20 protein-coding genes are annotated in these 26,974 nt (G+C 51.2%); 11 read left to right on the top strand and 9 right to left on the bottom strand.

Features of this window, described 5'->3' with window-relative positions; translation table 11 throughout:
* The first annotated feature begins 375 nt into the window (after nt 1-375).
* Complete coding sequence (locus tag AC566Q_RS22720; RefSeq protein WP_499611435.1) at nt 376-3,627, top strand: S41 family peptidase; 3,252 nt, start codon at nt 376-378, stop codon at nt 3,625-3,627.
* A 48-nt stretch (nt 3,628-3,675) separates the two neighbouring features.
* Here the strand turns inward: AC566Q_RS22720 and dmeF are convergent, their stop codons facing one another.
* Complete coding sequence (dmeF, locus tag AC566Q_RS22715) at nt 3,676-4,647, bottom strand: CDF family Co(II)/Ni(II) efflux transporter DmeF (protein ID WP_499611428.1); 972 nt, start codon at nt 4,645-4,647, stop codon at nt 3,676-3,678.
* 76 nt (nt 4,648-4,723) lie between these two features.
* Between dmeF and AC566Q_RS22710 the strand changes: the two genes are divergently transcribed.
* Entirely contained in the window at nt 4,724-4,999 is a 276-nt protein-coding gene (locus tag AC566Q_RS22710) for a metal/formaldehyde-sensitive transcriptional repressor (protein ID WP_499611421.1), read from the top strand.
* A gap of 277 nt (nt 5,000-5,276) precedes the next feature.
* Nucleotides 5,277-6,788 (top strand): S10 family peptidase, encoded by a 1,512-nt coding sequence (locus AC566Q_RS22705; RefSeq protein WP_499611413.1) that lies wholly within the window; start codon nt 5,277-5,279, stop codon nt 6,786-6,788.
* A 73-nt stretch (nt 6,789-6,861) separates the two neighbouring features.
* Here AC566Q_RS22705 and AC566Q_RS22700 read toward each other — a convergent pair whose 3' ends face one another.
* Both AC566Q_RS22700 and AC566Q_RS22695 read right to left on the bottom strand, forming a co-directional pair.
* Nucleotides 6,862-8,172 (bottom strand): NAD(P)/FAD-dependent oxidoreductase, encoded by a 1,311-nt coding sequence (locus AC566Q_RS22700; RefSeq protein WP_499611406.1) that lies wholly within the window; start codon nt 8,170-8,172, stop codon nt 6,862-6,864.
* Between the two features lie 23 nt (nt 8,173-8,195).
* Complete coding sequence (locus AC566Q_RS22695; protein ID WP_499611399.1) at nt 8,196-9,662, bottom strand: aldehyde dehydrogenase family protein; 1,467 nt, start codon at nt 9,660-9,662, stop codon at nt 8,196-8,198.
* Nucleotides 9,663-9,924: 262 nt separating this feature from the next.
* Between AC566Q_RS22695 and AC566Q_RS22690 the strand changes: the two genes are divergently transcribed.
* The 7 genes from AC566Q_RS22690 to AC566Q_RS22660 all read left to right on the top strand — a co-directional run bounded on the left by AC566Q_RS22690 (nt 9,925) and on the right by AC566Q_RS22660 (nt 18,564).
* On the top strand, nt 9,925-11,097 hold the full coding sequence (locus tag AC566Q_RS22690) for a M20 aminoacylase family protein (RefSeq protein WP_499611393.1): 1,173 nt from the start codon (nt 9,925-9,927) through the stop codon (nt 11,095-11,097).
* A gap of 24 nt (nt 11,098-11,121) precedes the next feature.
* Nucleotides 11,122-12,057, top strand: a complete 936-nt coding sequence (locus tag AC566Q_RS22685; RefSeq protein ID WP_499611389.1) for a GNAT family N-acetyltransferase — start codon at nt 11,122-11,124, stop codon at nt 12,055-12,057.
* Between the two features lie 15 nt (nt 12,058-12,072).
* Entirely contained in the window at nt 12,073-12,423 is a 351-nt protein-coding gene (locus AC566Q_RS22680) for a hypothetical protein (RefSeq protein ID WP_499611381.1), read from the top strand.
* A gap of 66 nt (nt 12,424-12,489) precedes the next feature.
* On the top strand, nt 12,490-13,710 hold the full coding sequence (locus AC566Q_RS22675; RefSeq protein WP_499611375.1) for a TolC family protein: 1,221 nt from the start codon (nt 12,490-12,492) through the stop codon (nt 13,708-13,710).
* 1 nt (nt 13,711) lies between these two features.
* Nucleotides 13,712-14,899, top strand: coding sequence for an efflux RND transporter periplasmic adaptor subunit (locus AC566Q_RS22670; protein WP_499611368.1), 1,188 nt, complete (start codon nt 13,712-13,714; stop codon nt 14,897-14,899).
* Nucleotides 14,900-14,911: 12 nt separating this feature from the next.
* Nucleotides 14,912-18,040: an efflux RND transporter permease subunit gene (locus AC566Q_RS22665; RefSeq protein ID WP_499617596.1), complete on the top strand. Its 3,129-nt coding sequence runs from the start codon at nt 14,912-14,914 to the stop codon at nt 18,038-18,040.
* A 167-nt stretch (nt 18,041-18,207) separates the two neighbouring features.
* Nucleotides 18,208-18,564 carry a cupin domain-containing protein gene (locus tag AC566Q_RS22660; RefSeq protein ID WP_499611362.1) on the top strand — a complete coding sequence of 119 codons (357 nt, stop codon included), beginning with the start codon at nt 18,208-18,210 and terminating at the stop codon, nt 18,562-18,564.
* A gap of 53 nt (nt 18,565-18,617) precedes the next feature.
* Here the strand turns inward: AC566Q_RS22660 and AC566Q_RS22655 are convergent, their stop codons facing one another.
* The 6 genes from AC566Q_RS22655 to AC566Q_RS22630 form a co-directional block, all read right to left on the bottom strand.
* Nucleotides 18,618-19,550 (bottom strand): 2-hydroxyacid dehydrogenase, encoded by a 933-nt coding sequence (locus AC566Q_RS22655; RefSeq protein WP_499611359.1) that lies wholly within the window; start codon nt 19,548-19,550, stop codon nt 18,618-18,620.
* Between the two features lie 3 nt (nt 19,551-19,553).
* Nucleotides 19,554-20,045, bottom strand: a complete 492-nt coding sequence (locus tag AC566Q_RS22650; protein WP_123325357.1) for an Lrp/AsnC family transcriptional regulator — start codon at nt 20,043-20,045, stop codon at nt 19,554-19,556.
* A 141-nt stretch (nt 20,046-20,186) separates the two neighbouring features.
* The gene (locus AC566Q_RS22645) at nt 20,187-22,319 is read right to left on the bottom strand and encodes a TonB-dependent siderophore receptor (protein ID WP_499611346.1); all 2,133 of its coding nucleotides are present in this window, start codon (nt 22,317-22,319) and stop codon (nt 20,187-20,189) included.
* 356 nt (nt 22,320-22,675) lie between these two features.
* Complete coding sequence (locus AC566Q_RS22640) at nt 22,676-23,326, bottom strand: SdpI family protein (protein WP_499611343.1); 651 nt, start codon at nt 23,324-23,326, stop codon at nt 22,676-22,678.
* Nucleotides 23,323-23,610, bottom strand: a complete 288-nt coding sequence (locus tag AC566Q_RS22635) for an autorepressor SdpR family transcription factor (protein ID WP_499611339.1) — start codon at nt 23,608-23,610, stop codon at nt 23,323-23,325. Before AC566Q_RS22635 ends, AC566Q_RS22640 begins: the two co-directional genes overlap by 4 nt.
* A gap of 108 nt (nt 23,611-23,718) precedes the next feature.
* Nucleotides 23,719-25,755 (bottom strand): TonB-dependent receptor, encoded by a 2,037-nt coding sequence (locus tag AC566Q_RS22630; protein WP_499617594.1) that lies wholly within the window; start codon nt 25,753-25,755, stop codon nt 23,719-23,721.
* A gap of 252 nt (nt 25,756-26,007) precedes the next feature.
* On the opposite strand from AC566Q_RS22630, the gene AC566Q_RS22625 reads away from it, so the two are divergent.
* Complete coding sequence (locus AC566Q_RS22625; RefSeq protein WP_499611336.1) at nt 26,008-26,970, top strand: ketopantoate reductase family protein; 963 nt, start codon at nt 26,008-26,010, stop codon at nt 26,968-26,970.
* Nucleotides 26,971-26,974: the final 4 nt, after the last annotated feature.

Genomic DNA, 26,974 nt, shown 5'->3' with positions numbered 1-26,974 from the left:
CTTGCCCTTACGCCGCCAAACCAATAGTAAAGCACCGCAAATACCACACCTGCTCCGAGCCAGACCAGTTCTGCCTGACTATAGGGATAGCTTCGTACTGCATAAGCAATCTGCAATAAAAGGAATAGCGTAAAGAAAAATCGGTGTTTATTTAGTTTCATCCGCTGGAACAAAGCTTGCCTCCTTGCAATGAATAACGTGACGGACAACTCAAAAGCCAATTTAGGCTATCGTTCTGAACACAACTACTCTCCAATTAGCCAGTTCTTACGATTGTCCTACGGCAGATTGTAAGCGTTAATAATTACATTGTTTACTAATTAAGCTAAGCTGAATGGCAACGGCAGTATAACAATAAACAAAAAGGTACGGCTTATGACCTTAAAAGGAATTTCGCTCACTCTCATGCTGGCCATTCTGCCAGCTGTCTCTAACGCCACACAACTGCTCCGGCAGCCTGCATTGCACGGTGATGCCCTGGTATTTACCTATGCTAATGATATCTGGAAAACCAGTGTCAGCGGTGGCAAAGCTCAGCGGTTAACCAGCTTCCAGGGCAGTGAATCACAGCCGGTCATTTCGCCCGATGGTAACTACATCGCATTCACCGGTGAATACGAAGGTAATCGTGATGTGTTTGTGGTTAGCATTAATGGCGGCGAACCTCAGCGGCTTACGTATCATCCTGGCGCAGACGCAGCGGTGGGCTGGACACCAGACAGCCAGCAGGTGCTATTCAGTTCGGCGCGGTTTTCGGCGCCACGTAACTGGCAACAGTTATTCACGGTATCGGTAAACGGGGACAACCCGAGCCAGTTACCTATGCATCGAGCGTTTGACGGAGCTTTCGATAATAGCGGTGAAAATCTTGTATTCCGGCGAGCTGGCTTCTGGGACAGAGGCTGGCGTAATTACCGTGGCGGCCAGAATCAGGCGCTGAGGGTGATTAATATCGACAGCCTGAAAGAGTACGACCTGCCGTTCGATAACGATTTTGATGTGGACCCTGAATGGTCATCAAATGGTGATATCTACTTTTTATCCAATCGCTCAAAGGTGACGAATGTTTTTAAATATTCGCCGCAGTCGAAGGTGGTGAGCCAGGTTACCCGACAGGATAAATATGATGTGATGGGCTTTGCGGTAGAGGGTAACCGGGTTGTGTATGAGTACCTCGGCGACCTGTATCTGAAAAACGGCAATGCTGCAGCCAGCAAGTTAAATATAGAGGTGGCCGCAGATTTCTACTGGGCCCGTACCGGTTATGTAGACGCGCACAAACAGGTCACTGGTTTTGATGTATCACCTACCGGTCAGCGCGCGCTGTTCACGGCTCGTGGCGATGTCTATTCGGTGCCGGTAGAACACGGGTCGCCACGCCCGTTGACCGACACTTCTGGCGCACGTGAGCATGGTGCAGCCTGGTCGCCGGACGGCCAGTTTATTGCCTGGTTCAGCGATCGCTCCGGCGAGTATGAACTCATCATTGCCAATCAGTATGGCAAAGAGCAAACGGTAATTACGCTTGCGGGGCGCGGCTTTTACGATGAACTGCGCTGGTCGCCCGACAGCAAACGACTGCTATTTACCGACTCTTCCCAGCAGTTATGGGTCGCTAACCGGGAAAACCAGACTACCAGAGTTATCGATACCAATAAACGGGTGCACCCTGAATGGCAGATGATGGCCAGCTGGTCTCCCGACAGTCAGTACATCGCTTATACCAAACAGGGCGTCAATTTCTTCCGCGAACTGCACCTGTATTCGGTGATGGAGCGTAAAACCTTTCAGCTGACCGACGGCATGGTCGAAGTGACCTGGCCTACCTTTAGTGATGACAGTGAAGTGTTGTACTTCCTTGGCAGCGTGGACTACGGTCCTAAAGCGCCCTGGCTTGATATGTCATCGATCAGCTTTACGCCCAGCTACCAGCTGTACTATGCGCTACTCAACGCAGAAGACATGCCGTTGTTCCCGGAGCGTTCCGATGAAGAGCCGGCGCCTGAAAGTGAAGAGGATGAAGCCGGTGATGACAAAGCAGGTAATGACAAACCGACCAGCGAATCACAAACCAAAGTACAGGTGGCCGCTTTTGCTGAACGCATCATGCCGGTCAGTGCCAAGTCGGGACAATTTAGTCATTTAACCGGTGGCAAAGAGGGCAACCTGTATTTTCTCAGTCAGTATGCAGACGATACCGGTGACAAACAAACCAGCCTGATGACCTTTAATGCCTCTGAGCGTGAAATGAAAAAGTTGGCCGATAAGATCAGCGATTTTAAACTCACCGCCGACGGTAAATCCCTGTTGGTTAAAAGTGGCTCTTCTTATCGCCTGATCAGTGCCGCACAGGGCTCCGGTAAAGACGATAAAGCCATTAAGCTGGCGCTATCCAAGCGGGTTGACTATAGCGAAGAATGGCAACAGGTTTTTCGCGAAGCCTGGCGTTATCAGCGCGATTATCTGTATGTAGATAACTTCCACGGCGCTGACTGGGATGAAATCTATGAAGTCTATCAGCCGCTGGTTGCTTCGGTCAGTCATCCGCTGGATCTCACTTATCTACTCGATACCCTGGGCGGCGAAGTGTCGATTGGGCATTCCTATACCGGCGCCGGGGATAAACCTGAAACAGGTAAATCTCATGTCGGCCTGCTGGGTGTGGATTATGAACTCGATAGCCGCGGGATAAAGCTTACCCGGGTGTACACTGGTGAGAGTTTTGTTGCCGGTGCAAACCTGATGGCGCCGTTGGGACCTTATGCGCATCTTATCGAAAAGGGCAGTTACCTGCTGGCCGTTAACGGTAAACCACTAACCAGTAAAGAGAACGTTTATGCGCAGTTCGAAGGTACCCTTGGCCAGACGGTAACGGTAACCATCGGTGAGCCAGGCAAAAAAGACAACCAACAGGATTTTCTGGTTAAAACCATTGGTAACGAAAATGAACTGCGCAAGCAGCATTGGGTAGAACAGAACCGTCGGTATGTGGAAGAAAAATCCAACGGTAAGCTCGCTTACGTATGGGTGCCAGACACCGCGGAGGGAGGCTATCACAGCTTTAACCGTTATTATTATCCCCAGGCCAACAAGCCGGGCGTGATCATCGATGAACGCTTTAATCATGGTGGCTTTATCGCGGATTACATCATTAACGTGCTGCGCCGGGAGCTTAATGGCTTCTTCAATAATCCCTACGCGCCGGCTGAACCTTTGACCAGCCCGGCAGCAGGTACCTGGGGCAGCAAGGTGATGCTGATTAACGAAGTATCGGGTTCCGGCGGAGATATGTTGCCTTACATGTTTAACTACTATGGCCTTGGTAAGCTGGTGGGCAAACGCACCTGGGGTGGCCTGGTGGGCATCTGGGGCGTACCGGCCTTTATTGACGGTGGCAGCATGACTGCGCCTCGGTCGGGCTTTTATGACGTGAATGGTGAGTGGCAGGTTGAGAATTACGGTGTGGCACCGGATATCAATGTGGAGCAATGGACCAGCAAAACGGCAAAGGGCGAGGATCCACAACTGGATAAAGCCATTGAAGTTGGGCTGGCCGGTTTGAAAGGCTATCAGTCACCCATCAAACCAATGCCCAAAGCACCGGTTCGGGTGCCAGTGCCAGATTAGTCTCTGAGTCGGAACTGCCAATTGGAAGCCCGCTAAATGCGGGCTTTTTTACGCATTGGGCAATGGATTAATCTCTACCGTAATATGGTCGCATGGCAGGTGATGTCGAACTTTATGTTTGATGTCATCAGGCGTTAGCGAAGCGCTGGTGGCAACGCTGACAATCGCCGCATGATGCTTGCCGGATAGCTGCCAGTAGTGAAAATCGGTTACCACCGATACGCCATCTTCCTCAATCAGGCGGGCGACTTTTGCTGCGTGTTGCGGTTTCGCGGCTTTATCTAACAACATACCGCTGCTGTGTGTCATCAGGCCCCAGGCCCACTTTCCAATAACCGCTGCGCCCACAATGCCCATAACTGCATCGGCCCACAGCCAGCCATAAAACTTACCCAGTATCAGTGCAACGATGGCCAGTAAGGAGGTCAGGGTATCGGCGAGCACGTGAAAATATGCGGCTTTTAAGTTGTGATCGTGATGCGCATGATTATGCTCATGATGGTCGTGGTCGTGGTCGTGGTCGTGGTCGTGGTCTTGGTGCCCGTGGCCATGATGATGGTGGTGATGATCATCGTGCAGTAAAAATACCGAGGCAACATTCACAACAAAGCCAACGATGGCCACCACGATTGCTTCATTAAAACTGATAGCCTGGGGCAGAAACAGCCGCTCGGTTGACTCAATCAGCATAAACAACGAAACGGTTGCCAGGGCCACCGCACTGGCAAAGCCTCCCAGTGCATTGACCTTACCGGTACCGAAAGAATAGTCGCTGCTATGACGATGCTTACGGGAATACCAGTAAACAAACATGGATACCGCAAAGGCTGCTGAATGGGTAAACATATGCCAGCCATCTGCGAGCAGGGCCATTGAGCCAAACCAGCTGCCCGCTACGATTTCCACCACCATGGTGACGGTGGTGAGTAAGAACACCAGGTTCACCTTGCGCTCTGACTCGCTGCTATCCACATAAAAGTTGTGTGAATGAGACCACTTTTCAGCAATATTTTTAGTCATAACAGGCCATCTGTTTAGTTTATTGATATACTATACCCCAGTATACCATTAAACGTGAGGGTTGGCAGAGCAGACTATGGCGCATATCCATAAAAATCAGCAGGCATTACTTACCCGCGTAAAGAAAATTCGTGGCCAGTTAAATGCCGTAGAAAAGTCAATGAATGATGGCAATGAGTGTCTGGCTATCCTGCAGCAGGTCACCGCAATTAAGGGCGCCGTGAACGGACTGATGACCACGATTCTGGAAGATCACATCCGCGAACATGTGGGCAAGCCAGGGCTTAGCGACACAGAACGTACAGAAGAAGTAGAGGCGCTGAATAAAATTCTTAAGTCCTACCTCAAGTAGCATTACCAGGTTTTTTTAGTGTGTGTTTATTGGTGTTAGCTTATTGGTATTGCGGCTAGACCCGCCGATTCGCTGCACCGGGAAGAACTGACTGTGCAATCAAAGTCACTCATTAGTCATTGCGCTTGCCTGTAAGGTTGTCTAGTATTTGTACAGCGCTGTCGTTTAAGTGCAAAAACGAACAGCGTCCCTCCTGTGGCCTATGCCGTTATCGGTTTTACTGCCTGTAATATCAGAAACCCTGTTTGTTCCTTTACAATAATTCAGGGATCCGACCATGCGTTTTATTATCCACCGAGCGTTGCTTTGTTTGTGTCTGGTAAGTTATTCTGGCTTTGCTCAGGATGAACCAGAAGAAAAACCACCTGTACCCGAAGCGAAAACTTCCGTCACCAGTCACAGCATCAAAATCAATGGTAAAAAACTCAGTTATACCGCTACCGCGGGTACCATGCTGATGAAAAACGCCAAGCAGGAGCCGATAGCACTGTTTGGTTATACGGCTTATGTAAAAGAAGATACCAGCCTGCGCAAGCGGCCAATCCTGTTTGCTTATAACGGTGGGCCGGGCTCAGCGTCGTTGTGGTTACATATGGGTATCCTCGGTCCTAAACGAGCAGTCGTTAAAGACGTTGAGTTTGCCAATAATGGGCCGTATGGCTATGTGGTTAATGAATTCACCATTCTGGATAAGGCCGATATCGTGATGATTGATCCGGTTGGTACCGGCTTCTCGCGCCCGGTAGGAGAGGGCAAAGGTGAGGATTTTTGGGGTACCGACCAGGATATTCGTTCGGTGTCTGCATTTATCAAGCAGTATATTACTGAGAATAACCGCTGGCAGTCGCCCAAATTTATTCTGGGAGAAAGCTATGGCGGCATGCGCACCGCGGGGGTAGCTCAGGCGCTTACCAATGAAATGATTAGTCTGAATGGCATTATGTTGGTGTCGCCGTTTTTACAGTTTGTGAATGGATTTGATTTTGGTCAGACCGACCTGCCCCATGTACTGTTTTTACCCACCTTTGCCGCCACCGGCTGGTATCACGATGCTATTGACAACAAACCAGTAACATTAGCGGAGCATCTTAAGGCGGCAGAAGCCTTCGCCGTAGACGAATATGCCCCGGCCTTACTGAAAGGCGTACGATTATCGGCAGATAAGAAAAAGGCGCTGGCCGAAAAACTTGCCGCCTTAACAGGTCTGGAGGCGCAATACTGGCTGGATGCAAATTTGCGGGTAAACCATCAGGTGTTTACCAAGGAAGTGCTAAGCGAAAGCGCACAAACGGTTGGGCGCATTGATTCCCGATTTAAAGGCAACACTTTGTCGGTGCATTCAGAAGCGATGAGTTATGATCCTATGACCACTGCGGTTGGGCCGCCTCTACTGGCTGCTTTTATGGATTATTACCGCACCGAACTCAAATCTGAGCAGGAGGTGGATTACAAGGTATTTGGTGATGTGTTCAGCAGTTGGGATTGGGGGCATGTACAACCAAATGTTGGCTTCAAAATGCCCTTTCCCGACACTCTGATTGATTTATCCTACGCGATGATTCAGAACCCCAAAATGAAGGTGCTGTTTCAACAGGGCTACTATGATTTGGCTACGCCGCACTTCACTACCCAGTACATGATCGATCATCTTAAAATACCGGCGGCATTGCGCAGTAATATCTCTACAGCCTACTATGAGGCGGGACATATGATGTATGTGCATGAGCCTTCGATGGCCCAGTTTAAAGCGGACCTGGCAACCTTTATTGATGCCAGCTTACCCAACTGAAGCGCTGATAAAAAACGTGGCCTGCGCGATAACGCAGCCGACCACATACGGAGGAACGCGGTTCCGGGCGCGGTTAAATAGCGCCTACTTTTACTTTAGAGCCATCCAGCAGTCGGGACAGGCGGTAGGGGTGGGTGTCAATTGATGATTGTTTGCCCATTACCAGGTCGGCGGCAATGTGCCCCAGGCCAAAGCCATGGGCAGAGCTGCCCGCCGCCAGGAAGAAGCCTTCCACAGCGTCGACTTCTGAAATAACCGGAATGGCATCAGGCGTGCAGTCTACAAAGCTGCCCCAGCTTTCGTCGATTTCCATTGCTTCCAGTGCCGGAAACAATGCCTTAACCGTCGCCAGGGTTTTTCTGAGGTTACTTTTTACCGGTGCCGGATCGAGAATGCGGATCTGCTCAAACGGCGAAATACCATCATTGGTCCAACTATTCAGGGCTTCCGGGCCTTTAAAAAAAGAACTGCTAACGCCAAACTGTACGGCTTTAATACGCTGCATAAACATCGGCATAAATTCTTTGGCGTAGCGTATTCCCTGCGGCGTAAACTCAAGACGTGCCGTGCCACTTATTGCTACTGTGTAGGTGCCATCTAAGCGACGGGTAAGGGCAACCCCGTTGGTATAGACGGCATCACCAATACTCTTGATTGGCTTGGTTCGAAACGCGGTTTGACGCACGCTGGCCTGTGGAAAGCTAATACCGTGGTGACGGCAAAAAGCCGAGGCCCAGGCACCGGCCGCGCACAATACCCGGTTGGTTTTGATGGTACCGTGTTCAGTGATTACGCCTTCAACCTTACCGTTGGTGATATCCAGTCCACGGGCTGCACAGTTCTGATGAATGGTTGCGCCCAGTGCACGGGCACCCTCAGCAATCATCGGCGCGGCAATGGCGGGTTCGCCCTTACCGTCGTCAATAGAGTGGACGCCGCCGATCCAGGTGCGACCACGGGCCGGGATCATTTCGTTGGCCTCTTTGGCATTGAGCATAACGGTTTTAACGCCATACTGTTTAGCCAGATCACGCCACGAATCCCATTGTGCTAATTGCTTGGGGTCGTCGGTGGCATAGCGTAAACCGCAGCGTCTGAAGCCCAGGTCGAAGCCGATGTCCTTAGACATCTCATCCCACAGGCGCATTGATAGCCCGGAAGTAGGTAACTCACGTTCATCGCGGTTCTGCTGGCGACACCAGCCCCAGTTTCGACTGGATTGCTCACAGCCAACCTGGCCTTTTTCTACCAGCGCAACTTTGTAGCCTTGTTTGGATAAAAAATAGGTGGCCGCCGCGCCAATAATACCGCCGCCAATCACGACGATATCGGCCTCTGCGGGAATTTTCTCATCGCTGGGAATGTGTTTCAGTTGTGGTGACATGTATTTACTACCTGCTCGGAAAATTATGCTTCAATGTCGTAGCCAACAATGGCTTTGGTCTCGAGGTACTCTTCCAGCCCTTCGATGCCATACTCCCGGCCGCTTCCTGATTGCTTGTAGCCACCAAAAGGCGCTTGCGGATCCCAGGCCGGATAGTTGATCAGTACCTGTCCGCTGCGGATTTGACGGGCTACTGCTCTGGCTGCTGCTAAGTCGGCAGACTGAACATGGGCAGCCAGCCCGTACACCGTGTCGTTGGCAATCTCAATAGCATGCTCAACAGTGTCATAAGGAATAAGGCAAAGTACCGGTCCAAAAATTTCTTCCTGGGCAATTGCCATATCCGGGGTGACATCACTGAACACGGTAGGGCGGGTATAAAAACCTCGCTCAAAGCCATCGGGGCGACCGGGGCCACCGGTAACACAACGTGCGCCCTCGTCGATGCCACGCTGGATCATGCTTTGTACCCGTTCAAACTGCGGGCGATTGGCCAGCGGACCATGTGTAGCCAGTTCGTTATCTGCCAGGCCAATTACAATAGACTCAGCGGCGGTAGCAGCCAGTTGCTCCACTTCGGCCAGGCGATCTCGGGGTACCAGCATGCGGGTAGGTGCACTGCATGACTGCCCGTTGTTACGCATACCAGCCTGAACACCAGACCCAACGGCATTGGCAAAATCGGCATCCGGCAACAGAATATTGGGTGACTTGCCGCCTAATTCCTGACCCACCCGTTTAACGGTTGGCGCCGCAGCCTGAGCTACCAGGATCCCCGCCCGGGTAGAGCCGGTGAAAGAGACCATGTCGACATCCGGATGACTGGCAAGGGGCTCACCCACGTCTATACCGTTACCATTAACGAGATTGAAAACGCCTGCAGGAATGCCGGCATCATGGAGAATTTCAGCAAAGGCCAGGGCACTTAACGGTGATAATTCGCTGGGCTTTAACACTACTGAGCAGCCAACAGCGAGGGCCGGGCCGACTTTCGCGGTAACCTGATAAAGCGGCCAGTTCCAGGGTGTTATCAGACCGGCAACGCCAATAGGTTCGCGGGTGATAGCCGTGGTGCCACGCATTTTGGTGAATTCATAGCTGGCCAGGTTTTCCCTGGCAACACGGATGTGCGCGGCTGCCAGTGGTACTTGCGTAGACAAGGCATAGCCCAGCGTTGCGCCCATCTCCAGTGACATCAGGTTGGCCAGCTTATCGGCACGCTCATCGATTAGCTCCAGTACTTTATCCAGCACTGCAATACGTTCTTCGACCGGTGTGGCGGCCCATAACGGGAAAGCTTTTTTGGCCGCTGCCACGGCGGCATTTAGATCTTGCTCACCGCCCAAACCAATGGTCGCTGCGGCCTCTTCGGTGGCCGGGTTAATAACATCAAACGGCTTATCCTGCGATAAAGCAACCCACTCGCCATTGATATACGCCTGAGCAAGCCGGCGGGTATCAAGCAACTGTTCGACGGGTTGTATTGTCATGAGATATTTCCTGTTAAAACGGATTGCTGCAAACCGCCCCTGAACGAATAAATTGTTCACGGCAGATTCTGCTGCAAAGTATGAGAATGAATATGAATCCAGTATAGGGGGGATGATGCAGCATGGGTTGCCGCTTTGACATCCTCAACAGCAAATTATATTAAAAAGTCAGGCCTAAACAGATCGAAAAATGTGTGCCGGGCACGCTAAAATGACATCCTACGGCTCATTAGCACAGGCAGTACGCTGCGGGAGAAGGACTATGGCAAATTCACATGAACATGATGTAGAGGACTTACTGGAAGAGTTAATTGCCTTCAGGCGTGATATCCACGCTCATCCTGAACTCGCCTTTAAAGAAGTCGATACGGCGAATAAAGTGGCGCAGAGTCTGCGAGACATTGGCCTTGAGGTAACCACCGGCATTGGTAAAACCGGCGTGGTGGGTACCCTTAAAGCAGGTAACTCCACCCGCACTATCGGTTTGCGTGCCGATATGGATGCCCTACCGATTGTTGAGCAAACCGGTCTGCCCTATGCCAGTTGCCATCACGGCGTTTTTCATGGCTGTGGGCACGACGGCCATACCACCATGTTGCTTGGGGCTGCCCGCCAGCTTGCGCGCAGCAAACAATTCGACGGCACGGTACACTTTATTTTTCAGCCCGCTGAAGAGGGTGAAGCTGGCGCCAAAGCGATGATTGAAGATGGTTTGTTTGAGCGATTTCCTTGCGACCGTGTTTATGCCTTCCATAACTGGCCTGACTTACCGGCTGGCACCATTGCTACCCGCCCGGGCCCTATTATGGCGGCAGCAGATAAATTCTCTATCCAGGTGAAGGGCAAAGGCGGTCATGCTGCCGTGCCCCATCAAACCCCGGATGCCATTCTGGCGGCCAGCGAACTGGTTAGTCAGCTTAATACTATCGTGTCCCGGCGAATCGCGCCAACGTCTACTGCGGTACTGTCGGTTACACAAATAAGCGGCGGCAGCTCCCACAATGTATTGCCTGGCAGCGTGGAACTTACCGGCACGGTGCGAACCTTTGATCCGCAAGTCCAGGATCAGATTGAAATGGCTATCCGCCAGGTTATTGAGGGGGTGGGCATAGCAACCGGCACGCAAATCAGTATTGATTATAACCGCTACTATCCGGCAACTATCAACGCCGAAGCGGCTGCACAGCATGCGCTGACCGTGGCTGCAACGGTAGGTAATGCGGTTGAGGCGCCACAGCCCGCATTTACCTCTGAAGACTTTGCCTTTATGTTACAGGCCTGCGAGGGTGCGTATATCTGGTTAGGGCAAGGCAAAGGGGGCGAGCATATTCCTCTGCATCACCCGGAATTTGATTTTAATGATGAGATCATCGCTACAGGCGTTAAACTTCACACCGCGCTGGTGGAGGATTTTCTGCCGCAACAGGGTGATTGAAATAACAGATTTGACCTGCCTGAGATGAGTAAACAGCAAAATCTGTTGTCCACAGCCGGTAAAATCAATGCCATTGAATTTAAACTGCAATACAGGCCTGAACCGCTAATGACTAAGACTGCTTTTACCGTTCGCGAGATGCGCGAAGCCGACCTGCCAATCTGCCTTGAATTTACTCAGCAGGTAAAGTGGCCGCATCGGATGGGGGATTGGCAACTGCATTTTTCCCAGGGCAATGGTAGTATTATTGAAAATGCAGAGGGCGATATTGTAGGTTGTATCCTGTGGTGGGATTATAGTCAGCAACTCGCCACATTGGGCCTGGTTGTAGTGCCTGAACATATGCAGGGTAACGGTCTGGGGCGCAAGCTGATGGATACCGTGATGAGTCAGACCGGTGAGCGCAATTTGCAACTGGTGGCCACGGTGGCCGGCAAACGCTTGTATCAACAATGTGGTTTTGAAGAAGCGGCGTTAATTTATCAGGTGCAGGGGCAATTGGCCGGAACAGTAGCGCCGCTGTCGTCGGATGCCAGTATCCAAGCGCTTGATACCAACAACCTGGCAGATATCATAGCACTGGATGTCGCTGCTTATGGCTGCAGTCGGGCGTCGTTACTCACTGCCGTGGCGCAGCAGGGTAAAGGGCTGGTAGCTTATCGTGACGGTAAAGCGGTTGGTTATGCGATGTTGCGAACCAGCGGTCATGGTCAGACTCTGGGGCCGGTACTGGCTGATGATGACGATACCGCGAAAGCTCTGATCAGCCAGTTGCTGACCAGTGAGACCGGCTTTATTCGGTTCGATTTAACTGAGCGGGCTAAGGCCATTCAACCCTGGCTGGAGTCATTGGGACTGGCGCAGGTTGATGAAGTCAGTCTGATGGTGAAAGGTGAGTTTGTGCCGGCGGGTGGAACCGGCGCGAAAATTTACAGTCTGATTTCTCAGGCATTTGGATAAAAGGCAAGCTTACTGATGGGTAAATGGGTTAATTTTCTCGTTCTGGTACTGCTGCTCTCGGTGAGCACGCAGGCATTGAGCGTGGTATTTGACTCTCACGCTGCCCACCAGGAAACGGCCTCTCATCTGTCAGATACACGCCATAATGAAGCTCACTCTGAGCAGAGCCAGCCACCAGAAAATACCGCCGACAGCAGCGGGCTGGATTGCCAGCACTGTTGTCATTGCCATGGTGCACAACACATCTTTCTCCTTTTATTGATTAAAGCACCGCCGGTCGATGGCCACTATGCGGTGCGATACAACCTTAACCAGCCTCCCGCCACTGGCTTCTGGCGTAATTTGCTGCGTCCGCCCATCGCTTAACAAAGAGTTTCGAAAGCGTACCGGTTATTGGTAACCGGATGATAAACTTTGTTAAGAGATTAACCTATGAAACTGCAATTATGCGGTGCGGCGTTAATGACCGCACTGAGCTTTCCGGTTCTTGCCGGCGAGCAACCCTGGGCCAATTGGCTGATGAGCACGGTGGAGCGTCACCCCATCATGCAGGCCTATCAATACGAAAACAGCGCTGCAAAATACCAGGCGCAAGCCCTGACTAAACCCATTTATAACCCGTCGCTGGATACCTCCATGGAAAGAGAGGGCAGTGAGACCAATTTTCAAATCGGACTGTCTTCGGATATTGACTGGTGGGGGGTAAGGGAAGCTCAATCTGAGGTTGGCAGACTTCAGGCTGAGCAGCGTGCACTAGCGGTGCAGATAGCCACTAATGATCTGCTGGCGCAAATCCTCAATGCTCAGATTGATGTTCAGCTGGGACAACAGGGATATGAGCTTGCTCGCATGCAGGTAGAGCAGGATCTGCGGCTACTCAGATTAACCGAACAACAACTGGCTGCGGGCGAGGTTAACCGAACCGAACTGGCCATGGCAAAGTCAGTTGTGGCGCAAGGTATGGTGGCGGAAAACGAGCGCCTCAGTGCATGGTTAAGCGCTCAAAAAACGTTGCGCACACTGGCTGGTGAGCAGGCTGCGGATGTTACTGTTAACCAGGCATTCTTTCAGGCGCAACTGAGGGCACCCGCACCGCAGCAATTACTTGCCTTGCCTGCTGTAAAACAGGCACGGCTTGAGTGGCTGGCTGCAACTGCCAGCGCAAATCAACAACAAACCGCGAATAAGCCGGTGCCCAATGTGGGATTTGGTGTTGGCCGTCAGGCCGGGGAATCTCTGCTTTCTGTCAATGTGTCGGTGCCTATTCAGTTTCGCAATAACTTCAACGAGGTCGCTCTTGCTGCAAGAGAACTGGCTCTGGCCAGCGAAGAGCGCCTGCACGCACAATTGCGCGATACCCGCGAAGCGGTGCGTAACCTCGCCGAACAGCTACAGCAAACCCGCCTGCGGTTTGAGCAATGGCAGGGACTGCACGATAACGAAATGACCGAGCAGGTTGATGTACTTCAACAACGTTATGCGCAGGGCGATCTGAGTCTTGCTGACTATCAATGGCAGGTGCAGCAGCTTAGGGATGGCATGCAGGCTGGCCTGACGCTGCAAAAAAATTACCAGCAAACCTACGTTGCTTATCTGCATATCACCGCCGGGTTGGCGGATGTGGTTTCTTCATTAATTTCTTCGGAGCAGTAATATGTCACACTTTCACAACTATCTGGCGGTGCTGAGTATCACTGCTTTACTTTACAGTCCTGTACTCCCTGCGCAGGAGCATGATCATGCCCATGAGGAAGAGCACGAAACTGAGGCTCACGCTGAAGAACAGGACCATGGTCATGATGATGAACATGGCCACGACGAGCACGCTGAGACCAACGTAGTGAGCCTCAGTGATGGGCAGCGGCAAACGGCCGATATTCACCTGGAAACCCTGCAACCCATGACCCTCAGTGAACAGGTTTATGCACCGGGCGAAATCAAGGTGAATGGTTATCGCAGTTATATTGTGTCGCCCCGGGTCAGTTCTGTGGTGACTGCCCGTCACGCCGGACTCGGTGAAAAAGTGACGTCTGGTCAGCCACTGGTCACCCTTTTCAGTGAAGAAATGATCACCGCGCAGAGTCAGCTCCAGCAGGCTTATGTAGAGTGGCAGCGGGTCAGTAAACTCGGGCAGGGTGCGGTAGGCGAGAAGCGCTTTGTGAGTGCGCAAACCGAATACAACGCTGCCAATCGGCGTTTACAGGCGTTAGGTTTATCTGCTGCTATCATCGCCCGCATAGAGCAAAACACCAATTATCCGTTGGGCGAATACACGCTCACGGCGCAAACGTCGGGTCTTATCATGACCGATGAATTCAATCAGGGGCAACGCATTGAGCCCGGTCAGCCACTGATGCTGCTGTCTGACGAGGCGCATTTATGGGTTGAAGCACGCTTGTCAGCCCAGAACGACCTGCACCTACAGCCGGGCGATCAGGCCAGCGTCGTAGTTGGCGATATCGCAGCAATTGGCACTGTTCTTCAGGAGTCGCACACTATCGATCCGGTGAGTCGTACACGCACGGTGCGCCTTGAACTGGATAACCGTGACCACCGCTTTCACTCCGGTATGTTTGTCGATATTTACTTTAATGGCTCGCAAACCGACGCCATCCTGGCGGTGCCTCAGTCGGCGCTGATGCGCGATGCTGAGGGCGAATGGCAAATCTTTATCGCTGACGACGACGGCGATTTGCTCCCGCAAGTAGTGACACTCGGGCCACAATACGGTGACTGGCAGGCCATTAGCGGTGTGAAGCCGGGCCAAACCTATGTGAGTCGCGGGGCCTTTTTTGTTGCGTCAGAAATCGCCAAGGGCGGTTTTGACCCACATAACCATTAACAGGGGCTTATGATGTTTGCATGGTTAATAAGCCGCGCGGTGAAGCTGCGCTTTGTATTGTTACTGGTACTTGTGGGCCTGTGTGTGATGGCGGCTCTTATGATACCGCGACTCAACCTGGATGCCTTTCCCGATGTCACCAATATTCAGGTGGCCATTAATACCGAGGCCCCGGGTCTGGCAGCCGAAGAGGTTGAGCAGCTGATTACCTATCCCATTGAAGCGGTAATGTATGCGCTCCCCGATGTTGAAGAGGTACGCTCGATTTCCAAAACCGGGTTATCCGGCATTACCGTGGTGTTTAAGGAAGGTACGGATATTTATTTTGCCCGACAACTGGTGTTTGAACGGTTGCAGATAGCCGCGGAGATGATCCCCGAAGGGGTTGGAGTACCAGCCATTGGCCCCAACACCTCGGGCCTTGGCCAGGTGTATCAATATCTGTTGATTGCCGAACCGGACTCAGGTTTCGACAGCATGGCATTACGCAGTCTTAATGATTACCTGATAAAACTCATGTTAATGCCGGTTGATGGCATTACCGATGTGCTGTCGTTTGGCGGCTATGTGCGCCAGTATCAGGTGAATCTGTATCCCAACCGGTTGCTGTCTTATAACCTGACTCAGCAGGATGTGGTGGATGCTTTATCCCGCAACAACAACAATGCCGGCGGCTGGTATATGCAGCGCGGCCCGGAACAACTGGTGATCCGCGGTACTGGCTGGCTGTCATCAGGTCAGCAAGCTCTGGAGGAGCTTAAACAAGTTCCATTGAAAACGTCAGGTGCAGCCATTGTCACAGTGGGGGACGTGGCTGAAGTCAGGTTTGGCAGCGAAATACGCCAGGGTGCCGTGACTATGTCAGTTAAGCACGCCGATGGCAGTATCAGCAATCGCGGCGAGGTGGTTTCCGGCGTGGTTTTAAAACGCATGGGAGCTAACACCAATGCCACTATCGAAGGCATTAATGCTAGGCTGGATTTAATTGCTAAAGCATTGCCCGAGGGTGTTCACTTTGAACCCTATTACGACCAGGCGGATCTGATTAAACAGGCGGTAGATACTGTAGTAAAAGCCCTGTTACTGGCCTTTATGTTCATTGTCATTGTGCTGGCATTGTTTCTGTTAAGCGTGAGGGCAACGGTATTGGTGTTGCTTTCTATCCCGGTGTCGATCGGATTGGCGTTGGCCATGCTCAGCATGTTGGGAATATCTGCTAACCTGATGTCTCTGGGCGGAATGGCCGTTGCCATTGGTATGCTGGTGGATGGTTCGGTGGTTGTGGTGGAGAATATTTACCAAAAATTACCGAAAAACAGCACCGAAACCCATAAAATTCCCACATTAGTGGTGACTGCGGCCCGGGAAGTGGCAAAACCTGTCTTTTTTGCGACGCTGATTATTCTGGTGGTATTTACTCCGCTGTTCAGTTTTGAAGGCGTGGAAGCCAAACTGTTTCAGCCCATGGCCATCGCCATTATGCTGGCCCTTATTTGTGCGGTGCTGGTGGCGTTGATATTTGTGCCGGTACTAGCCACGTTTTTACTGAGCGCACGGCCGGTTAAGCAGCGCAATAATCTGTTGCTTAGTACTTTGGAGCGCGGTTATGCGAGACTGCTTAACATCACTATGGGCCAGCGCAAATGGGTTACTGGCAGTTCACTGGTACTGATAGCGATTGCCGGCGTGTTGCTGCCCCGGCTGGGCACTGAGTTTGCGCCGGAGCTGGAAGAAGGCACCATCAACCTGCGGGTGACACTGGCACCTTCAGCCAGCCTGGAAACGGCGCTAAGCGTGGCTCCGAAGCTTGAAAGCATGTTGCTGGAATTTCCTGAAGTGACCTATGCGGTGAGTAAGATTGGCCGTGCCGAGATAGGCGGCGATCCGGAACCGGTAAACAATATAGAAATCTATATAGGTTTACGGCCGGCAAGTGAGTGGCAAACCGCAACCAACCGGGTGGCTCTGCAGGAAGCTATGGCGCATAAACTGGAAGCGCATCCTGGACTTTTGCTTAACTTCTCGCAGCCTATTGCTACCCGCGTAGATGAACTGTTATCCGGTGTTAAAGCGGAGCTGGCGATTAAATTATTCGGGCCGGAACTTGATGTACTGGCTGAGTATGGCCAGCAGATTGCTGAAGTGGTCGGCAGCATCGAGGGCGCTCAGGACGTAGCGATGGAACAAATAAGCGGCGAAGCCCAGTTAGTGGTGCGGCCGGTGCGAAAGCAGCTTAGCCGATATGGCCTGGACGTTGCTGATGTGATGAATCTGGTCCAGCACGGGCTGGGTGGCGCCTCAGCCGGGCAAATTATTAACGGCAATGAACGGTACGATATCGTGGTGCGTTATGCCGAAGCTTTCCGGGGTGATATTGCCGCCATCAAAGAACTGCGCCTGCTGACTGCGCAGGGGGCATGGATACGCTTGCAGGATGTCGCGTCGGTGGCGATTGAGTCGGGGCCGCCTCAAATCCGCCGGGATGATGTGCAGCGCCGGGTAGTGATTCAGGCGAATGTTGATGGTCGTGACATGGGCAGTGTGGTGGCAGATATTCAGGCCGCTATTGAAGCCGACGTTGCGCTGCCTGGCGGCTACGCGGTGCAGATCGGTGGTCAGTTTGAGAACCAGCAACGCGCCATGCAGCGCTTAATGCTGGTGGTGCCAATATCCCTGCTGCTGATTGCCTTGCTGTTATATTTTGCGTTTGCCGATGTTCGCCTGGTCGCCTTAATTATGGTGAATATTCCGTTAGCAGCAATTGGCGGCGTGTTTTCTTTGTATGTGAGTGGTCACTATTTATCTGTGCCGAGTTCAGTTGGTTTCATTACTTTGTTTGGTGTGGCTGTATTGAATGGCGTAGTGATGGTGGAGAGCATCAATCAGCGGCGTGGGCAAAACACAGATCTGGCTGTTGCTATTTTCGATGGTGCCTGCTCACGACTCCGGCCGGTATTAATGACTGCGCTCACATCGGCGTTAGGGCTCATTCCAATGCTTTTGTCTGACGGTCTGGGTGCTGAAATCCAAAAGCCGTTGGCGGCGGTGATAGTTGGCGGGCTAATTAGCTCAACCTTGCTCACGCTGGTGGTTATTCCGTCACTCTACAGCAGCTTTATCAAACAAAAATCAGCGGCGTAATTTTCCGCTGATTTTTTTACACAACCCAACAATTATGCCCCGCAGCAAAACGCTTTCAGAGCAAGCTGCCGGGGCAGCAGTCGTATACTAACTTCTCATGCTTTCATGTGTTCCCAGGGATGGGGTTGTTTCCTATTTTATTTACATCGCCATTAACCGGAGTTTAAATGAGCTTATTGCAAACCGTTGTTCAGCATCCTTCAGAAGCACCAGCTACCAGCTACGCCGATCCAAAAATTCTTTTAGAGGGCAATCCATTGTTGGAGAAGTGGGCTCACGTAGCGTCGGGTAACGATAAAATAAAAGTAGGTGTAATGACTTGCGAACCCAGTGTTAATCGCTCGGTGAAAAAAGGCTTCTTTGAGTTTTGCTACCTGATTGAAGGACTGATTGAGTTGACCGAAGACGGTGGTGAGACAGTTACTTACAAAGCTGGTGACACGTTTTTACTGCAGGAAGGGTTTGCCGGGACCTGGCGGACCATAGAAAAATACAAAAAAGTATATGTGTGTGTTTACGATTAAGCATTAGCGGATAGATTTACCAAGGCAGCCAGAGCGCTGCCTTTTTAATTACCTTAATAACCTTTGAGTTTATCCACTTCACCGGTCATGGTTTTATCGGCCAGCCAGCGTTGCAGGTTTTCTACCAATCGAATTGCCGCTGTGTCATTGCGGGTTACCGATGCAATATGCGGTGTAATATGAATATTCGGGTGGTCCCAGAAAGGATGACTTTTCGGTAACGGCTCAGGATCAAAGACATCCATGATGGCTTCGCTGATATGTCCGGCATCCAGGTGAAACAACAAGTCGTCGGCGATGAGCTGTTCACCGCGGCCCGCGTTTATCAGTGCGGCACCCTTAGGGAGTTTGGCCAGTAATTCTGCGTTTAGGATCCCTTTGGTATTGGCTGTTAAGGGCAATAAACTAATCAGAATGTCGGTGTTGCCCAGCATCTCTGCAGACGGTGTGTCACCTGAAAAAGTTAACACGCCAGGAAGCTGCCTGGCGCTGCGGCTATAGCCCTGTACGGCGAAACCCAGCCCGCTCAGCGTATACGCAACCTGGCTGCCAAGTTCACCAAGGCCCAGAATACTGATAGTGCATTCATGAGGTAACTTAACGCTATGAGGTTGCCAGAGATTCTGGTGTTGCTGGCGCTGGTAGCGAAATATGTCGCGATGAAGCATCATGACCGCCGTTAGCACCCAGGTTTGCATCTGGGTGGCTATCGAAGGGTCTATCATTCTCACCAGTTTTAAATGAGACGGGAGTGACGCCGGCGCGAATTGATCAACACCGGCGCCTACGGAGAAAATGGCCTTAAGGTTAGGAAACTGCTGCTGATAATTATCCGGCAGTGTCCAGGTGATAATGGCATCTACGGCGTCTGGCTGTGGCACGTCAGGCCAGGTAAACCAGCGCACTTCGGGTAATTCAGCATTGACGGCTTGCTGCCAGCACTCGCCCCGCTCAGCGGGGCCTTTATACAAAAGGGTTAGCGCCACTTACTACTTTTCCGGTTTAAACAAAGTGGTTAGCGGATAGTGGAGTTTCTCGATTGGCGACTTCAGTACGATATAGCTGAAGTATTTTGCAATGCCAAAATCCTGTTCCAGTATCTCTTCCATCAGTGTTTGATAATGGGTAATCCCACGGGTAACAAATTTGAGCAGGTAATCATAACCGCCACTGATCAGGTGACATTCAATCACTTCATCAATGGTGCGGATATTGCGCTCAAATTTCGCGAAGTCTTCCATGTGGTGATCGGTTAACGTGACTTCAGTAAAAACCGTTGCCGTTTCACCTAATTTATCCAGGGCAATTTTTGCGTTATAGCTAGTGATATAGCCGGCTTTTTCCAACCGTTTAACTCGCGCCAGGCATGGGCTTGGCGACAGAGCGACTGCATCCGCCAGGTCGGTATTGGTAATCCGCCCGTTTTTTTGCAGTTCTGCCAGTATATTAATGTCAATGCGGTCTAATTTAGTGCCAGCCACAGTATTATCCTCTTAGTACTTCTCGGTCTTCGTCACATTACCGCTATCGTAGAAAACAGTCACCTGATTTACATGCTGCGGATGATGATTTACGAAGTGGCCGGGCCAGCCGTGATCTCCGGCTGGTCCGGTTAAGCAATGTTAAAAGGCGTATTTCACGCTGATTTTCGCCTGACGTGGTGCGCCTGGCATGGTCCACATAGCCGAGTAAGAACTGGCGTAGTACTCTTTATCGAACAGGTTTTCGATATCGGCGTTTATGCTAAGCGCATCCGTCAGGTTAATTGAACCAAATAGTCTCACCGTGGTGTAGCTTGGCAAAATGTAGTTTGGATCAATCAGTTCGCCAGGGCGATCGTCGACGTAAGTAATACTTGCGCCCACTTTAGATTCTTTACCGGCAATATCCAGATAGTGAATACCGGTTACATTTAGCTTGTGCTCCGGAATGTTTACCAGAGGTGTACCGGCCGGTACTTCAACTCCCCAGTCGGCATTAATAACGCTGTTTGACGTTTCAGCATCAACAAATGCGTAGGCCACAGTTACCATGGTGTCTTCGCCGAGCATAGCGTTCAGGTCGACTTCCAGTCCCTGACTTTCTGCTTCACCTAATGCGGCTGAGAAACCAGCATTAACAGGGTCAGCAGTCAGCACATTGGATTTTTCGGCGCGGAACAGAGCTACAGTACCCGTGATACTCTCGTTAATAGTGTTGAATTTCACACCGGCTTCGTAAGACTTACTTTCTTCCGGGTCGAAAGAGTTACCCTGAAAGTCGGCACCAGAGTTAGGGCGGAAACCTTCTGAGTAACTGGCATAGAGTGTATACAAGGCCGAGGCTTCATACACAACACCTACGCGTGGACTGGTAGCTGTTTGTGATTGAGTGGTTGTTGCACCTGTCTGGTAGGAGCTGAATTCCTGATCGAAATCGTCAAAGCGGATGCCGCCCTGGATTTTAAAGCGTTCAGTAATATCAATCTGATCCTGGAAGTAGATACCGTAGGAATCCTGATTTTCCTGGTCATCCCACATGCGCGTCAGTGCAGGCTGTTCCTGGCCGTATACCGGGTCGTATTTATTGACAGCGTAAGTTGTGTCATTAACACCCCAGGCTACACGCCAGCGATCCTGGATACGCTCAAGAGTATAATCGTAGGCATCGGCACCAATAAGGATATGGTGAGCCATACCGCCAAGTTCAACTGTACCGCTGAATTCCAGGCGGCCTGATAAATCTTCGCTGTCGTAGTCACGATATAAGCGGCGGCGAACAACCGTTTCCTCAAAGCCTTCCTGACCGACTAACTGACGGCCTCCAAGCTCTACTTCAGAAGCAAAACCTTCCATCGACGATTCGCGGTAACTCAATCCCGCCAGTAAACTCCAGTCTGCATTGATATTGTGCTGCAGGGTTAACTGGTGACCTGTGGCGTCAATTTCTACCGGACCATCAGCGGGCTCGCCATAGAACACATCGTTTGGCACGTCATTGAACTGGTAATCCGTTACAATGATACCGCGGTCGAACGGGTATTCCTGATCCAGATATTCCATTTCATATAACAGGTTAGTGTCATTTGAAATGTTGTAGAGGAATGACGGGCTAACAGAAACCTTTTTGGATTCAACCATGTCACGGAAGCTGCCAGCATCTTCGTAGGCACCATTAACACGGAATGCCAAATCTTCGGAGATAGCATTAGTGTAATCACCTTCAAGACGGTACAGATCGTAGCTGCCTGCAGTTGCCTGAATATACCCTTCTTCATAAAACTGCGGCTTCTTGGTGATGATATTAATGGTACCACCCGGCTCACTGCGCCCGAATAATGCTGAGCCCGGGCCTTTAATAATTTCAATAGACTGAATATTCGAGGTTTCACGGCGACCGCTATAGCCGCGGCCTGCACTGAAACCATTTACCAAATAACCGCCTGGCAGGTTTTCATCGCCTGCGAAACCGCGGATGGCGAAGCTGTCCCACATACCACCAAAACTGTTCTGGCGGGCAATACCGCTGGCAAAGTCTATAGCACTCTGGAAGTCGTTAACCCCCAGATCGTCCAGCAGTTCGGCACTGACGACATCAATATTTTGTGGCATTGACTTAAGAGGAATATCACCACGATACGGTTGACGCTGCTGAACAACTTCAATTTGCTCGATGTCATCGGCATCGGCGTTAGTCTGGGCGTTGACAGTGGATGACAGTGCGACTGATACAGCAGCTGCAAGCACTGACTTCACAATAATTCTGTTGGTGTTCATCTTGTGTTGTTCTCCAATAAGTTCTCTGGTCAACGGCAAAAGGAGATATCCGACAGCCTATGATTGTTATTGTGCTATCTGAGATTCTTTTTTTAAGTGGATAATCCTTCCACAATCAGTATAAGTGTAACGCCGCGCTCAAATTGCGTTGAAAAATCCCCTCTGTGCAGTGAAAAATATCAAGCCTCAGGTTGATGCAGCAGAAAATGCTAATTGGATAGAAAAAGCCGGAAATGACGAAGATTGGCGAGCTTAGAAGAAGAAAATCGTATACGAAAAAGGGGTTTCAGGTGGTAGGCCCACGATTAGCGCCAGAAAACGGCGCTAATCTGCAGTATATTGAGGTGAACGACATTTTAACTGGTGCGTGTTTCGGTCCGCCAAAACCACCATGAAAGCATTGCGGGCAGCAAAATGCTTGGCACAAGCAGGCCTATCACTAAAATGCCGGCAAAATCTGCGGGCAGTATCCACACCAGTACGGCGCTGATGAGTCCTGCTGTAATGGCCAGTTTGCCGGCCAGACGATGGGTTTTTTGCCACACCGCGTCACTGCTCAGCGTCCAGGGTGTCTTGATCCCAATAAAGTAGTTGCTGCGCACTTTGCCAAAATAATTACCCATAATGATAAATGCAACGCCAAGCGCACTAATGATGAGCTGAAACATGGGCACCTGATAACCGTTGGCTAATCCCAGGTAGCCCGCTTCTAAAGCCAGAAACAAAACCATCAGCGCCCAGAAAATGGCCTGAATACCCACCCGTGACTGTTCAAGATTCTGCTTGCGGGGTTCCAGATAACGTAGCGTTGCTATCAGCACGGTAAGCACCAGCATGATGCCCGGAGGCAATAGTAAGGCAATCGTTGCGCTCGCGGTGGCATCGGGCTCACCGTTTAATCCCCAATGAACCGGTAAGGTCATATCAGCCGGTAACCGGGATATAACATAAAGTGAAGCCATCGCGCTGAGAACAACCAGTAAACCGGCGGTTTTGAGTGAATTCATAAGTGCTCCTTATTCTTTCCTGAGCCGGAGGTATCCAGCAAATCCATCAGGCTGGTCATAACATCTTCCAGTACGCTGGTGTTTAACGAATAGGTAATAGTTGTGCCTTGCTTTACGGTTACTACCAGGTTGGCATTTTTCAGCACGTTGAAATGGCCGGAGAGTGTGGATTTAGCCACGTCGATCTGTTCAGCAATTTCACCTGCTGAGCAATCCCGTTGCTTTAATATGTTGAGTATCTGACGGCGCACCGGACTGGAAAGCGCCTGGAAAACATCCGACATCACATGGCCTGTTCTGATTAGTTAATTCGTAATTTAGCGAAATAACGAAATAGGGGCAAGGCTTAATTTCGTCAATTGCCGAAATTAAGCCTTGAGGGTAACGATAAATTAGAAGCGGTAACTGATGCCAGCGCGCAGGGTGCGCGGCTCAATCGGATGGTAGTGGAGGTCTTCAACACCTGCTGCAGGTTCTCCAGGCAGACGGCTGGCATACCAGTAATCGATATCATGGTCGTTGCTGTCCAGCAGGTTAAGTACCGACAGGCTGCCCTGCCACTGGTCGACTTCATATACCAGGCTGGTATTTACTACAGTAAAGGTGTCGGACTGGCGTTCTTTAAAGCTATCCAGCGTACGTTTGCCAAAATACCGGACCCGCAAATCGCTGCGCCAGTTATCATCAATTTGCCAGTTCAGGCCCACGCTGGCGACAACCGGTAAAGAGCCTTCTATATAGTTTCCTTCGCCGGGTTCATCTTCGCGGTATTGCGAATCGGTCCAGGCAAACTCCACGTCAGTGGTCAGGTTAGACGTAAACCAGTAATAGGCGGAGAATTCCACCCCCCAGCGGCGGGATGCACGGCTGGCTTCGGTGTTACCGGCATCGCCAACGAAGACCAGTTCAGAGTCGTTCTCCAGATACCATAACGAAAGTGAGGCATTGTAGTAGCGATAGCGCGCTACTCTTAAGCCAACTTCTGCCCCTTCGCCTCTCACCAGCAGATCAACCGGTTCAGCCAACTCGCCGGAGGCCGGGTCAACACTGATCACTGCACCGCGTGCATCATTGGAATGAAAAGATTGCCCCACATTGACATAGGCCTGCCAGGCGTCATTTAAAATATAACTCAGTCCGCCTTTCAGGCTAGTGATGTTATCGCTGTCATCACCGCTGTTTGCGCTTAAATTACTGTTAACGTCTACGGTCAGGTAATCATGGCGGATATCCACATGGCCAATTAAGTTGTCGGTGATATCCACATCGACCTGCAGAAACGCGGCAAGCGAATACTCATCCACGCTGTCGCGCCGAACCGGTGACTGTCGTACCCGCTCGGTGGTGCGATAAAGCCCCACTTCTTTGATATCGTCATAACGCCATTCCAGGCCACCGGTAAGGTGTACGTGAGAATCACCAACGGTTGTGGAGTGGAAACGGGTAAGTGTACCGCCATAGATCGCGCGGTCGTCGACCTGCTCAAACTGATCGCCCGCGTAAGGGTTATCCAGAAAATAGGTGAAGTTAGAGAACAGGTTCAGCTCGCTTGAGATCGCATAGGCGTTGACCATCCAGTCGGCCGATTGCCAGTTAACTGATAAGCTGTAGCGGTTGGACTGGCCGCCGAGCGTTGGATCCAAAGAGCCCAGTTCATCTATCAGGCCGCTTTGCACTGCGCGCAGTGGGATCTGGTCGGCAGAATTCCAACTGTTGTCGTAACCTAAGAAAGTAACGTGCAGGATGCTGTCGTCAGTCGCCTGTCGAAAACGGGCGAAGGCACTGGTTTTCGCGATGTCTTCGTCGATGTCGGTCCAGGGGCCATCGTATTGCTGCCATTCTCCACCCACGGCAAGATTACTTTCGCCCACTGCTAAGTTAGTGGCGGCAACCGTGCGCAGGAAACCATTTTCGCCAATCTCAAGCTTGCCGAAGGGTTGATCAAAGGAAGACATCAGTGAAAAGTTGGCCGAACCCGCCACGGAAAAATCGCCTTGAGTAGCACGGTATGGCCCCTTCTGGTAGTCGATGCGCTGAATAAACTCCGGCGTGATAAAGTTAAGGTCGGTGTAGCCCTGACCATGACCGTGGGTGCGCATATTCACCGGCATGCCATCCAGTGAAATACTAAAATCCGTGCCGTGGTCGAGGTTAAATCCGCGCAAAAAATACTGATTGGCTTTACCTGAGCCGCTGTGTTGGGTAACCACCATGCCTGGCACAAACTCCAGTATTTCACCAGGGCGCAGCAACGGGCGCTGAGCAATATCGCCGGCACCGATTACGCCTTCTGAGGCAGAAATCGACTCGCCTATCAGGTCGCTTTGTTTACCAAATACCACCACGCGCTCGATATGCGGGCCATCTGCGATTGCTGTGGCAGAGGCCAACAGCGAGGTAGAAAAAATCAGATATTTCAAAACTTCCACTCTTAAAAAAAGGAACTTACTGATCTTAACGTTTTGGATTGCGGATTGGATGCAGGATCCGATAAGCGACCGGGCAAAACGACCAAAGTGCCGGGCCACCGGGCGCCAGGTCATAATTTCACCTTTGCCGGTTTCCAGGTCACTACTGGCCTGACAAAATTGTAAGTCCGGGGGTTGACAATATTGTTAGTTGAACATCATAAAAACTCTTATTAATGTGTTGCTTATAACATTTTGTTAATAAGTTAACCGATGAATGTACTGGTAATTGGGTGTGGGGCGATTGGTAGCTTTTATGCTGAACGTCTGGCGAATGCCGATGCTACTGTCTCTGTAACAGCTCGCGGTGCCCATCTTGAGGCACTGAAACGCAATGGCCTGACCGTGATCCATGATGGCGAAACCCGCCATCAAGCTGTTACCGCTTATGCTCATTCTGAATTACAGACTGCCTGTCAGGCGGATGATTTTGATGTCATCGTGATTGCGCTGAAAGCCACGCAAACCAAAGCGCTGCTCAACGAACTGGGAAGCTGGTTAGCCGGAGGCAAATCGCCAGTGCTGTCGCTGCAAAACGGCGTAGATAACGAGCCTTTGCTGGCTTCTGTGGTTGGGCAGGCGCGTGTATGGGGTGGCTTGTCGGTGCGCAGCGGTGGTGAGATATCGCAACCCGGTGTGGCCACAACGACCGGCATTTATAAAATTATTATGGGCCCCTGGCCAGCGTCGCACACGATGCCTGAAAATCTCTCGATACTGGCTAGCTTGTGGCAAAGCCAACATGTTCCCCTAGAGGTAAGCCATGATATTCGCAAAGAGCTGTGGAAAAAACTGATTGTGAATTGCGGAGTGAACCCTTTGTCGGCGGTCACGCGGAAAAAAACCTATGAGCTAACCCATCAGCCGGAGCTGGCCCAAAAGGTTTATGGCGCCATGCAGGAGACCGGCCGTGCAGCCGCTTACGATGGGGTAGAAATTACCCCGGCCGAAGTCGATGACATGTTCAGCCTTATTAAGTCGTTCAACTCCATCAAAACCTCCATGTTAATTGATCTTGAGAAAGGCAGAGAGTTGGAACTCGACGCTATTCTGGGCAGCGTTATTGCCCGTTGTCGTATGCTGGGTAAGCCGGCACAAATTACCGAAACTCTATGGACAGAGCTGACTTCAAAACCCTTGCCAGACAGCCTGGATGGCTTGTTTAAACGGGAATAATAAC

Source organism: Alteromonas sp. H02 (assembly GCF_059682525.1).
This window is presented reverse-complemented; position numbering and strand designations above follow the sequence as displayed.